The following is an 11698-nucleotide window of genomic DNA, read 5'->3' on the forward strand; positions in this document are numbered from 1 at the left end:
GGCCGGCGCCCTCTCGGCCACGGGCTCGGGAGCCGCGGGGGCCTCCGGCTCCGGGGCAGCCGGCTTGGGGCCGGGCTTGGGGCCCGGCTTGGCGGCGGTCTTCTTGGCCGTCGGCTTGGGGGCCGGGGTCTCGGCCGCCGGTGCAGCGGGAGCCGCGTTCTTCAGCGACTCTCCGACCTCCTTGCGGAAGCGCATCTCCGCAGGGAGCTCGACGGTGGAGCTCGCCGACTTGACGAACTCCCCCATCTCCTTGAACTTCTCGAGAACAAACTTGCTCTCGACTCCGAACTCCTTGGCGAGTTCGTGGACTCGGGTCTTGGCCACAATTCTCCTTCTGGCTCGACCCGCGTCCGTGATGGGGCGTGATCGAGCCTCAGTGGTGGTGCAAACTCATCGGGAAATACTCATCGAGTGCTCATGAGCTACTGCTCCAGTTCCCTGGTGGGTGATGGATGGTTGATGGTGCTGGTCACGCTTCTGAGGCCGTGCTGGTGACGCTGGTGAGGTAGTCCCCCACCGGTGCGGCGGAGATCCCCGTCGAGACGCGTAGCGCCCGACCGAAGGCCTTCCGTCGTACGGCGAGGTCGTAGCACGCGACCGAGGGGTGCAGGTGCGCCCCGCGACCGGGTGCGGTGGCTGTCGGATCGGGTACGGCGGCCGCTCGGCCGTGCGCATCCGAGCCGGCGGTCACCCGCAACAACTCGCGTTTGGCGGCCCGCTTCCGACACCCCACGCACGTACGGACCGGGTCCGCTCGCTGAGGAGACGTCATCTGGTGAACCACCGTCCTGCAGTCTAGCCAACCCGGGTCGGATCACCGAACCGGGCGGCGAGGTGGACCGGTTCAGCCCTCCTCATCGCCGTGGATGTCGATGCGCCAGCCCGTGAGTCGGGCGGCGAGGCGCGCGTTCTGCCCCTCCTTGCCGATCGCCAACGACAGCTGGAAGCTCGGGACGACCACGCGGGCAGACTTGGCGGCGAGGTCGATGATCTCCACGCTCGACACCCGCGCCGGCGACAGCGCACTGGCGACGAGCTTGGCGGGGTCGGTGGACCAGTCCACGATGTCGATCTTCTCGCCGTTCAGCTCCGACATCACGTTGCGCACGCGCTGACCCATCGGGCCGATGCAGGCGCCCTTGGCGTTGACCCCGGACACGGCCGGAGCCACCGCGATCTTGGACCGGTGACCGGCCTCTCGGGCGATTCCGGCGATCTCGACCTGGCCGTTGGCGATCTCGGGGACCTCGAGCGAGAACAGCTTGCGCACCAGGTTGGGGTGCGAACGGGTCAGGGTGACCTGCGGGCCACGCATCCCCTTGCGCACGGAGAGCACCAGGCACTTGATGCGCGTGCCGTGGGCGTAGCTCTCGCCGGGGACGCGTTCGCTGACCGGCAGGATCGCCTCGAGGCGTCCGAGGTCGACCAGGACGTCGTCAGGGTTGCGGCCCTGCTGGATGACCCCGGAGATCAGGTCGCCCTCCTTGCCGGAGAACTCCCCGAACTTCGCCTCGTCCTCGGCGTCGCGCAGCCGCTGCATCATGATCTGCTTGGCCGTGGTCGCTGCGATCCGGCCGAAGCCTGCGGGCGTGTCGTCGTACTCACCGACGACCTCGCCCTCGCCGTCGACCTCGGCGGCCATCACGGTGACGTGACCGCTCTTGCGGTTGAGCTCGACACGCGCCTTGTCCTGGGCTCCCGGCGACTTCTGGTAGGCGGTGAGCAGAGCCTGCTCGATCGCCTCGACGAGCACGTCGAAGGAGATCTCCTTCTCGCGCTCCAGCATGCGCAGGATGTTGAGGTCGATGTCCATCAGTGCTTCTCCGTCTCTTCGCCGTCGATGTCGCCGTCGTTGTCGCCGTCGAGATCGTCGTCCAGTTCGTCGTCCAGGTCGTCGCCCATCTCCTCGGCGTCGTCGAGGTCCGAGGAGGCGGCGGTGGTCTTGCGGTTGAACTCGACCTGCACCAGGGCGCGGGCGATGTCGTCGTAGGCGACCAGCTTCTCGACGCCCGAGACCTCCACCACGACCGTCTCCTCGCCGCTGTCGCCGATCCGACCCGTCATGGACGAGCCGTCGGTCAGGGTCACCTTCACCAGCCGGTCGGCGTTGCGCCGCCAGTGGCGCGGCATGGTCAGGGGGCGGTCGACGCCACGCGACGTCACTTCGAGCGTGTACGCCTGCTCGCCCATGACGTCGCTCTCGTCGAGCACCTGGTTGACCGCGCGCGTGGCCGCGGCCACGTCATCCATCGAGACCCCACCGTCCTGGTCGACCGCGATCCGCAGCACCCGGCGCTTGCCGGCGGGAGTCAGCTCCACCGCCTCGAGATCCAGGCCCAGGGCGGTCAGCGGCGCACTCACCTCGCTCTGGATGCGACTGGTCAAGCCGTCTACGGCGGACATCCGGGACCTCCTGTGCTGTTGTGGTCGAGCGAAGGACCACCCTACCGGTGTCGCGGACCACTCCTTGCCATCCACGCTGCGACCTGGCCCACCTCGGCCCTGCCTCGTCGCCCCGGCCCGCCCGGCGCCCCGTAGTCTCTGCGGCGTGTCGCGACCCCGTCCCACCACACGCACCAGCAGACGCGCAGCGCTGGGCCTGGGACTGGTCGTCCTCGGGGGTGCCGGCTGCTCCAGCGAGCCAGACGCCTCCGCGCCACCCATCGGTACGCCGATGGGTCGTCGCTCGCAGGCGCCCCGAGCCGGGCAGGGCGGGCCCGGCCCGTCGCCGACGGCTGATCCCGACACCGAGCTCGTCGCGCTGGTGCTGACCGAGATCTCTCGCGCGCACGCTCAGGTCAAGGCCAACCGCCGCGCCCACCGACCCCTGGCCGGACAGCTACGCAGCCTCGAGCGGCTGCACGCCCGTCACGCCGCCGAGCTGGGCGGCCTGGTCGAGGTCCCGGCCCTGACGATCGCCGCCGAGCCGAAGCAGGAGCGGGTCCTGGCGCGACTCGGGCGCCTGGAGAACCGCCTCCAGCAACAGCTCGTGCGCGACAGCGTCGAGGCCGACAGCGGGGCCCTCGCGCTGCTGCTCGCCTCGATGGCGGCCGGCGTCGCCCAGGAACGAGCGTTCCTGTGACCTATCTCGACGCGTTGCAGGACACCTTGGCCGCCGAGCAGGCCGCCGTCTTCGTGATCGGCTACCTCGGGGCGCAGACCTCCCAGTCGGCCGAGCCGGAGCTCGCCGCGTTGCTGCGCGACGCCTACGGGGCGCACCGTGCACGTCGCGACGACCTGGTGGCCCGCGTGCGCGACGTCGACGGTGAGCCCGTGGCTGCCGCGGCGTCGTACGACATCGCCGACGTGCAGGGTCAGCCGGCTCGGGTCCGGCGCCAGGCGCTGCAGGTCGAGCGCTCGTGCGCGGCGACGTACGGCTTCCTCGTGGCGAGCAGCCCGACGGCCGAGCGTCGCTTCGCCGTGGACACCCTCATCGAGGTCGCCCTGCGCGAGATCGCCCTGGGCGGCCGACCACGGCCGCTGCCCGGTCGCTGACCCCCGGCGCCTGTCGCCGGAGAGCCCCAACCAGGCCGGTCCGCGTACTCGTCCTCCGGGGAACTCCCGAGATGCTCCCCGGAGGGGACGAGTACGCGGACCGCTGTGGCCAAGGGACAGGCCGGGCGAGGGATCCGGGTGGGGCCCGGAGGGGATTCCCTCTGTGCATGAGTCTGCAACACCCCTGGCCCTCAGGGCTCTACCCAGGACCCATCACAAAGATGCATTGCAAATACCTGCAGCCCGTGTCGAGCAGGCCTGGCACGAGTCCCGGCCCGCCCGATCAGGCTCGGTAGGCGCTGAACATCTCCGACATCCGGGTGCTCTGGCCGGCGGAGAACCGGTCGTAGCAGGCATCGAAGCTGTAGTCCATGTAGTTGTGGATGGGGTCCAGGCCGGGCAGCGAGCAGGAGTCGCGACCCTCGGGGCAGCCGCTGGTCGGGCTGCTCTGGGCCGGCGTGTCGGACACCTCGTCGTTGGTGCTCGTGCAACCGCCCTGGAAGGTGTGGTAGAGCCCCAACCAGTGTCCGACCTCGTGCGTGGCGGTCTTCCCCAGGTCGTAGTCGGGGATCCCGCCACCGGGCAGGGAGTCGTACTGGACGCGCACTCCGTCGATGCCGCCGTTGCGGGCGTAGTCCCACGGGAAGGTCGCCACCCCCAGGTAGTCGAAATCGACGAGCCAGACGTTGAGGGCGTCGGCGCCACCCTGGCGCGTCGCCTTGCGGTACTTGCTGCTCGCACCGTCCTGGTGCCAGGTGTTGTTGTAGAAGCGGTCGGTGCCGGCGAGGGTGAAGCTGAAGGACGTGTCCGGTGCCGCTGACGACTCCTGGCCCGCGTAGGTGGCGTTGAGCACGTCGACCTGGGCGGCGATCTGGGCGTCGGAGACGTCCCCGGCACCGTTGCTCGCGGCCATCACGTGCACGTAGACGGGGATGACGCCTCCCACCTGGACGGCGCCACCGCCACCACCGCCACCACCGGGCTTGCCCTTGCCGTTCCCACCCTTGGCCGCCAGGATCCGCTCGGTCCGCGCCTCGATCCGGCGCTGCTGCTTGGCCGAGACGCTGCGGTGGTCGTGCGCCTGCCCGCCGCGCGCGGAGGCGACGAGGTCGTCGTCGGGGGTGAAGCACTCCTGCTCCACCCCGGTGGTCGGGGCGGCCATCGCGCCGGGGTCGCCGGCGGGAGTCATGGCGGAGGCCGGGGAGGTGGGAGCGAGAGCGACCACCAGTGCCCCTGCCGCGGTGGCGGCCAGGGTGCCCGAGAGTGTGAGACGCATCGACGTGATGCCCTTCCAGGAGAGGACGAGCCGCCGGATAGTCGGCTCGATCCCGGAACTATTGCGGCCCGCGGCGCCTGGCGGCGAACGTCGTGCTGGGCCAGGTTTGTGCGATGCACGAACCTGCAACCGACGTCCGCACGATCAGCACCAGCCGTCCACGATCGCGAGCACGTCGGAAAGGGTGTGCGCCACGGCGTCGGGCTCCCCCTCGGTGTGGCCGACCTGCTCGACGGGAATCGCGCTGTGCGGGACGTGGATGGCGAGCAGTCCGGCGTTCTGGGAGCCCCAGACGTCGTCGAAGAGTCGGTCCCCCACGTAGACGCAGCGCGCCGGGTCGCTCACCCCCACGGCGTCCATGGCCGCGCCGAAGGCCCGCGACGACGGCTTGGTCCAGGCGATCTCGCTGGAGTAGACGGCACCGTCGATGAGGTGGTCGACCCCGTCGCGACGGAAGTAGCCCTCGTGTACCGCGCGCGGCCAGATCGTGTTGGACAACACCCCCACCTTGATCCCGCGATCACGCAGGCCCTGCCACAACGGCGCCACCTCTGGATCGGTCGCCGTGTGCGGCTCCCAGAAGGCGTAGTAGGCCTCGAGCAGGTCGGGATCGTGGCTGAGCCCCGCCTCGGTGAAGAGGTCGGCCACCGTCGAGCTCTGCTGATGGTCCCGGCTGCGACCCCATATCGTCGACCCGGCCCGGTGCAGCAGGTCCCGGGAGACCTCCAGGTCGTGCTCGGCATCGACGACTGCTTGCGCCAGGGCCAGCGACTCGGCGTGGAAGTCGATGTCGTGCCACCGGGTCAGGGTGCCGCCCCAGTCGAAGATGACCGCGTCGATGCCGCCGCTCGTAGAGCTCACGAACGGACCAGGGCCACCAGGTGGTCGACGACGCCGTCGACGGCCACGTCCTCGCGCTCGCCGGTGCGCCGGTCCTTGACCTCGACCGTGCCGGACTCGCCCAGGCTCTTGCCGACGACGACGATGGTGGGCACCCCGATCAGCTCGGCGTCCTTGAACTTCACGCCAGGGCTGATCTTCCCGCGACGGTCGTCGTAGAGGACCTGCACGCCGGCGGACTCCAGCTCACGGGCGATCTCCTCCGCGGTGGTGTAGAGGTCGTCGTCCTTGCCCGCGGCGAGGAGGTGTACGTCGGCCGGCGCGATGTTGCGGGGCCAGCACAGCCCGCTGTCGTCGAGGGTGCCCTCGGCGATCGCGGCCACGGCACGCGAGGGGCCGATGCCGTAGGAGCCCATGGTGACCGTGACGAGCTTGCCGTTGACGTCGAGGACCTTGAGGTCGAGCGCGTCGGCGTACTTGCGCCCGAGCTGGAAGATGTGACCCATCTCGATCCCGCGCGCCGACTCGAGCGTCCCCGCCTCGCAGCTGGGGCAGGCGTCCCCGTCACGGACCTCGGCTGCCTCGATGGTGCCGTCGGGCGTGAAGTCGCGACCGGCGACGAGGTCGATCACGTGGCTGCCCGCCACGTCGGCGCCGGTCACCCAACGGGTGCCTTCGACCACCCGAGGGTCGACGAGGTAGCGGATCTCGGACGGGCTCTTCTCCCCCAGCGCACCGGGCCCGATGTAGCCCTTGACCAGGCCGGGGTGCTCGGCGAAGGCCTTCTCGTCGAAGGGCTCGACCTCGATGGGCTCGAGCTGGCCCTCCATCCGCTTCTGGTCCACCTCACGGTCGCCGGGCACGCCGATCGCGAGCGGCTCGCGGGTGCCATCGGGGTGCTTGAGCATCACGAGCACGTTCTTGAGCGTGTCGCCGGCCGCCCAGGGCCGGTCGTCGCGGGGAAGTGCCTCGTTGAGGTGGTCCACGAGGGTCGCGATCGTGGGGGTGTCGGGCGTCTGCTCCGCATGCGCGGGGGGAACGTCGTCGTACGGCACGGGCCGGGGCGCCCGGACCTGGACCGCCTCGACGTTCGCGGCGTAGTCGCACGCGGTGCAGCGCACGTAGGTGTCCTCCCCGACGTCTGCGCGCGCAAGGAACTCCTCGGACTTCGAGCCGCCCATGGCTCCCGACGTCGCCTTGACGATGACGTACTCGAACCCGAGCCGGTCGAAGATCCGGATGTAGGCGTCGCGGTGCTTGGCGTAGCTCTCCTCCAGACCGGCGTCGTCGACGTCGAAGGAGTAGGAGTCCTTCATGATGAACTCGCGCCCACGCAGGAGCCCGGCCCGGGGACGCGCCTCGTCGCGGTACTTCGTCTGGATCTGGTAGATCGACAGGGGCAGGTCCTTGTAGGATGAGTAGAGGTCCTTGACGACGAGCGTGAACATCTCCTCGTGCGTGGGCCCGAGCAGGTAGTCACCGCCCTTGCGGTCCTGCAGCCGGAAGAGGCCGGCGCCGTACTCGGTCCACCGGTTGGTGGCCTCGTAGGGCTCGCGGGGCAGCAGAGCGGGGAAAGAGAGCTCCTGGGCCCCCATCTGGTCCATCTCGTCGCGGATGATCCCCTCGATCCGTCGCAGCACCCGCAGGCCCAGCGGCAGCCAGGTGTAGATGCCCGGAGCAGCCCGTCGGATGTAGCCGGCGCGCACCAGCAGCCGGTGACTCGGCACCTCGGCGTCCGCGGGGTCGTCTCGCAGGGTCCGCACGAACAGGCTCGACATCCTCATGATCATGGGGCGAGGCTACTTGTGACCCCGGGAGTGCAACCAACGAGTTCCCGGTTGCGTCAACCAGATGTACGCCCGGCCACCTGTCACGCTGGGCCGGACCTCGACACTCGGGAGACTTCACGTGAAGAAGACCATCGGCGCCGCGTGCGCCGCCGCCCTGATCGCCACGCTCGCGCCCCTGCCGCAGGCCGCCGCCGCGGGAGACACCGTCTCGGTGAACCCCAGGAGGCTCGATCGGGGCGACGACGTGCGCGGGCCGCACATCGAGGGCAAGCGGGTCGTCGACGGCGACGTCAGCCTGAAGGTGCGCGGCAAGCAGCGCTTCCTGCTCGGCACCTCGGGCGACGCCTACGTCGTGCAGGTGCTGCGCAAGGAGCGGTTCCGAGTCGTCCGAGTCCAACCGGGCGCCGAGGAGGTCAGGCTGGTCCGGAGCAGCCCGGAGCAGGTGCTGCTCTCCGACGACGGCTCCACGATCGCGGTCCTCGACAAGATCGCCCGGCGTACCTCCATCGACGTCCGCTCGGCCGTGGACGGCGAGCTGCTCGGGTCCGGCGGCGGCTTCCGTGGCTACCCCAGCCTGCTGGACCTCGACGGCGATCACCTGATCGTGGCCAGCTTCGAGAAGGGCGCGACCGACTTCGACTGGACCACCGGCACCCGGACCACCATCACCAGGAGACCGGTCTACCGCGCCGACGTCAGCAGCAACCGGATGGCACTCTTCACCGGCGACCCCTACGACGGCGGCTGCACGGTCGTGGCGCCGCTGACCAGGCCGAAGAAGAAGATCTGGCGTTCCTGCGAAGAAGCCGTCCTGCACTTCTCGCCGGACGGCAAGCGGATGGTCAACACCTACATCCTCGCCGACGGACTCGGCCCCAACCGGGTCTCCGAGCGCAAGGTCCGCGGGCGCCTGCTCGCGTCGTACAGGGTGGGCGGGTTCTTCGGGGCGATCTGGTGGGAGAGCGACACCGACCTGCTCCTCGAGGCCAACGCGAAGAGGAAGGCCGCCACCGTGCGCTGCTCCGCCGGCGACTGCGAGCGCGCCTCGGGCCTCCGGCCGACCCCGATGTACCGACCCATGGTCTCGGCGAAGGAGCCGCTGTTCAGCCGCTCGGCCAGGTAGCGTTCACGACCGAGGTCGTCACCACGAGCGATCCGCAACCCGGAGGATCACCATGCCCGTCAAGCGCATCACCCCGTGCCCCGAAGGCTCGCAGAAGTGTGTCTCGACGTTGGACACCCAGAAGTACTGCGCCATGGAGCCGGTGCCGTTCACCGGCACCGCGGAGTCGGCCAAGACTGCGGTGATGAAGGTCATCGCCGAGTTCCCGCGCACCTCGGTCGTCGAGGACGACGGCGCCTACGTCAAGGCGATCTTCAAGACCAAGGTGATCCGCTGGAAGGACACGGTCGAGTTCGAGGTCGACGCCGAGGACAGCATGGTGCACTTCCGCTCCGAGTCCGTGCCGTACGCCGGCTCCGACCTCGGTGCCAACCGCAAGCGGATGACAGCCGTCCGCGCCAACCTGGTCACCGCGCTGGCCGGCTGACCCCGGCGGCCGGCCGTGCGGATCAGCCGCGGGCGGCCTTGAGCGCCGATCGGATCATCGGCCACTGCAGCGGGAGCCGTGCGAGGGCGACCACCTTGAAGCCGGTGTTCCTGGTCGCCAAGGAGTCGGTCGCCATCTTCACGTTGGCGGGGTAGACGCCGAGGAGCAGCGCCAGGCTCCCCCATCCGGCGAGCCGTCGGGTCTTCGGGACCAGCAGGCCCGCGCTCAGCGCGATCTCGGCCACCCCGCTGCCGAGGATGACCTCGCGGTGGGCCGGCACCCACTCCGGCATGATCATCTCGTAGGCCTGGGGCTTGACGAGGTGGACGACCCCGCTCACCGCGAAGATGCCGGCCAGGACCCTGGTGCTGCGCTCCATGCTCATGGCGCGGATCCTACGCACGCGCCGCCGGCGGCCCGGTCCGACTCATCCTGGAGCCACGCTCAGAACATGATCGTCGAGAAGCGCTGGGTCTCCTTGAAGCCCACCCGACGGTAGGCCCGGCGGGCCGGCTGGTTCCACTCGTTGACGTAGAGCGACACGGTCGGGGCGATCTCCTTGCGCACCAGCCGGACCACCGAGGCCATCCCGCGCACCGCAAGCCCCTCCCCACGCCGTTCGGGAGGCACCCAGACCCCTTGGATCTGGGCGACCTCGGCGGTCGCACACGCGACCTCGGCCTTGAAGATCAGCTTGCCGCCCTCGAAGCGGGCGAACGACCACCCCCGCGTCATCAGCTGGGTGACCCGCGCGCGGTAGAGGTCGGTCGTGCCGCCGGCCTCCGGGGAGACCCCGACCTCCTCGGAGTACATCGCCACGCAGGCCGGGTAGACCAGCGAGAGGTCGTTGCGATCCGTACGGCGCACCAGCGGGTCGCCTGCGATCTGCGGGTCCTCGGAGATCACCAGGTGGGGCTGCATCCAGCGGGTGTCGCGGGGGCGTCCCCAGGTCCCGGCCACGGCGTTCCAGAACGCCCGCACGGGCTCGTGCGGGCCCACGATCGTGGTGCAGGTGCGGCTGCGGGTCAGCGCCCGCTCGGCGAAGGCTCGCGCGTCATCGACGTCGCAGCCGATCGGCACCAGGTTGGCTCCGACGTGGCAGGCCGCGACGAGCCTGCCGTTGTCGAACCGGCCCCACATCTCACCACCGAGCCAGCGCGGCTCGAGGCTGGTCGTGCGGGCCCGGTAGAGGGCGAACACGTTGGCGACGGGGTCACGGTTGGCCAGGGTGAGGAAGTCCTCGAGGTCGGGCGTGCCCAACACCCTGATTCCGTGACGGCTGGCTGGCACGTGGCGCAGCCTAGTAGTCGCCGCTGTTCCCGCTACGACCTGCTAGGCCCTCCTAGGACACACTCACGTCGGCGGCGCTGCCCTCGACCGCCTCCATGCCCTCGGCGATCCGCATCGCCTCCTCGATCAGGGTCTCCACGATCTGCGACTCGGGCACGGTCTTGATGACCTCGCCCTTGACGAAGATCTGTCCCTTGCCGTTGCCGGAGGCCACGCCGAGGTCGGCCTCGCGGGCCTCCCCCGGCCCGTTGACCACGCAGCCCATCACGGCGACCCGCAGGGGCACCTCGAGGCCGTCCAGGCCGGCGGTGACCTCCTCGGCGAGCTTGTAGACATCGACCTGGGCACGACCACAGCTGGGGCAGGAGACGATCTCGAGCTTGCGCGGACGCAGGTTGAGGCTCTGCAGGATCTGGATGCCGACCTTGACCTCCTCGACCGGCGGCGCCGAGAGGCTGACCCGGATGGTGTCGCCGATGCCCTTGCTCAGCAACGCACCGAAGGCGGTGGCGGACTTGATCGTGCCCTGGAAGGCCGGTCCGGCCTCGGTGACGCCGAGGTGGAGCGGCCAGTCACCCGCCTCGGCGAGCAGCTCGTAGGCGCGCACCATCACGACGGGGTCGTTGTGCTTGACCGAGATCTTGAAGTCGTGGAAGTCGTGCTCCTCGAAGAGGCCCGCCTCCCACACCGCCGACTCGACGAGCGCCTCGGGGGTCGCCTTGCCGTGCTTCTCGAGCAGGCGCGGGTCCAGCGACCCGGCGTTGACCCCGATCCGGATCGACGTCCCACGGTCCTTGGCGGCCGCCGCGATCTGCTTGACCTGGTCGTCGAACTTGCGGATGTTGCCGGGGTTGACGCGTACGGCGGCACACCCGGCGTCGATGGCCGCGTAGACGTACTTCGGCTGGAAGTGGATGTCGGCGATCACCGGGATCTGCGAGTGCTGCGCGATCTCCGGGAGCGCGTCGGCGTCGTCCTGGCTCGGGCACGCCACGCGCACGATGTCGCAGCCGGTCGCGGTGAGCTCGGCGATCTGCTGCAGGGTGGAGTTGACGTCGGAGGTGAGAGTCGTGGTCATCGACTGGACCGAGACCGGCGAGTCGCTGCCGACGCCGACGCTGCCGACCTTGATCTGCCGGGTCTGACGTCGCGGGGCGAGCACCGGCGGAGGTGCTTCGGGCATGCCGAGACTGATCGGGGTGCTCATGTCGTCAGGCTACTGCGCGACCCTTCGCCGGGGGTGATCGTGGTGGGACGGTGCGTTGCTGGGTGGCCCGTGTCTCGGGTGGGTGAGGTGCTCGCGCGTAGTCGACCCCTCTTCGTGGTGGGTGTGGCGCCCGCGCGCGTCGTCGACCCCTCTTCGTGGTGGGTGTGGCGCCCGCGCGCGTAGTCGACCGGGTCTCGCCGTCAAGGATCGCCTGCGGCGCCCGCTTCGCGGCACCTTCGGTGTCCTTGAC

The 11698-nt window shown here is 70.0% G+C and carries 14 protein-coding genes; 4 read left to right on the forward strand and 10 right to left on the reverse strand.

Annotated features, from left to right (window positions below; genetic code table 11):
• The 4 genes from Q1K33_RS19195 to rimP all read right to left on the reverse strand — a co-directional run.
• Positions 1–324, reverse strand: a 324-nt coding sequence (locus Q1K33_RS19195; protein WP_300406359.1) for a translation initiation factor IF-2 N-terminal domain-containing protein, incomplete at its 3' end; no start/stop codon positions are given.
• A gap of 145 nt (positions 325–469) precedes the next feature.
• Positions 470–772: a YlxR family protein gene (locus Q1K33_RS19200; RefSeq protein WP_300406360.1), complete on the reverse strand. Its 303-nt coding sequence runs from the start codon at positions 770–772 to the stop codon at positions 470–472.
• A gap of 72 nt (positions 773–844) precedes the next feature.
• A complete protein-coding gene (gene nusA, locus Q1K33_RS19205; RefSeq protein ID WP_300406361.1) occupies positions 845–1813 on the reverse strand; it encodes a transcription termination factor NusA in 969 nt (322 codons plus the stop codon).
• On the reverse strand, positions 1813–2403 hold the full coding sequence (gene rimP, locus Q1K33_RS19210; RefSeq protein WP_300406362.1) for a ribosome maturation factor RimP: 591 nt from the start codon (positions 2401–2403) through the stop codon (positions 1813–1815). Before rimP ends, nusA begins: the two co-directional genes overlap by 1 nt.
• A gap of 145 nt (positions 2404–2548) precedes the next feature.
• Here rimP and Q1K33_RS19215 point away from each other — a divergent pair, with 145 nt between their 5' ends.
• Entirely contained in the window at positions 2549–3082 is a 534-nt protein-coding gene (locus Q1K33_RS19215) for a hypothetical protein (protein WP_300406363.1), read from the forward strand.
• Positions 3079–3495 (forward strand): DUF4439 domain-containing protein, encoded by a 417-nt coding sequence (locus tag Q1K33_RS19220; protein ID WP_300406364.1) that lies wholly within the window; start codon positions 3079–3081, stop codon positions 3493–3495. The genes Q1K33_RS19215 and Q1K33_RS19220 overlap by 4 nt, the downstream gene beginning before the upstream one ends.
• Before the next feature lie 283 nt (positions 3496–3778).
• On the opposite strand, the gene Q1K33_RS19225 is transcribed toward Q1K33_RS19220, so the two are convergent.
• The 3 genes from Q1K33_RS19225 to Q1K33_RS19235 form a co-directional block, all read right to left on the reverse strand.
• Positions 3779–4771, reverse strand: coding sequence for a zinc metalloprotease (locus Q1K33_RS19225; protein ID WP_300406365.1), 993 nt, complete (start codon positions 4769–4771; stop codon positions 3779–3781).
• 144 nt (positions 4772–4915) lie between these two features.
• Positions 4916–5632: an HAD family hydrolase gene (locus tag Q1K33_RS19230; protein WP_300406366.1), complete on the reverse strand. Its 717-nt coding sequence runs from the start codon at positions 5630–5632 to the stop codon at positions 4916–4918.
• Positions 5629–7401 (reverse strand): proline--tRNA ligase, encoded by a 1773-nt coding sequence (locus Q1K33_RS19235; protein ID WP_300406367.1) that lies wholly within the window; start codon positions 7399–7401, stop codon positions 5629–5631. Before Q1K33_RS19235 ends, Q1K33_RS19230 begins: the two co-directional genes overlap by 4 nt.
• A gap of 118 nt (positions 7402–7519) precedes the next feature.
• On the opposite strand from Q1K33_RS19235, the gene Q1K33_RS19240 reads away from it, so the two are divergent.
• Together Q1K33_RS19240 and Q1K33_RS19245 are read left to right on the forward strand one after the other, a co-directional pair.
• Positions 7520–8524, forward strand: a complete 1005-nt coding sequence (locus Q1K33_RS19240) for a hypothetical protein (protein WP_300406368.1) — start codon at positions 7520–7522, stop codon at positions 8522–8524.
• Between the two features lie 52 nt (positions 8525–8576).
• Entirely contained in the window at positions 8577–8951 is a 375-nt protein-coding gene (locus Q1K33_RS19245; RefSeq protein ID WP_300406369.1) for a DUF1499 domain-containing protein, read from the forward strand.
• A 22-nt stretch (positions 8952–8973) separates the two neighbouring features.
• Here the strand turns inward: Q1K33_RS19245 and Q1K33_RS19250 are convergent, their stop codons facing one another.
• From Q1K33_RS19250 to ispG, 3 genes are all read right to left on the reverse strand, one after another.
• The gene (locus tag Q1K33_RS19250; protein WP_300406370.1) at positions 8974–9336 is read right to left on the reverse strand and encodes a hypothetical protein; all 363 of its coding nucleotides are present in this window, start codon (positions 9334–9336) and stop codon (positions 8974–8976) included.
• Between the two features lie 59 nt (positions 9337–9395).
• Entirely contained in the window at positions 9396–10214 is an 819-nt protein-coding gene (locus Q1K33_RS19255) for a GNAT family N-acetyltransferase (protein ID WP_300406372.1), read from the reverse strand.
• A 79-nt stretch (positions 10215–10293) separates the two neighbouring features.
• A complete protein-coding gene (gene ispG / locus Q1K33_RS19260) occupies positions 10294–11448 on the reverse strand; it encodes a flavodoxin-dependent (E)-4-hydroxy-3-methylbut-2-enyl-diphosphate synthase (RefSeq protein WP_300406373.1) in 1155 nt (384 codons plus the stop codon).
• Positions 11449–11698: the final 250 nt, after the last annotated feature.

The organism is Nocardioides sp. (assembly GCF_029937575.1).
Classification (GTDB): domain Bacteria; phylum Actinomycetota; class Actinomycetes; order Propionibacteriales; family Nocardioidaceae; genus Nocardioides.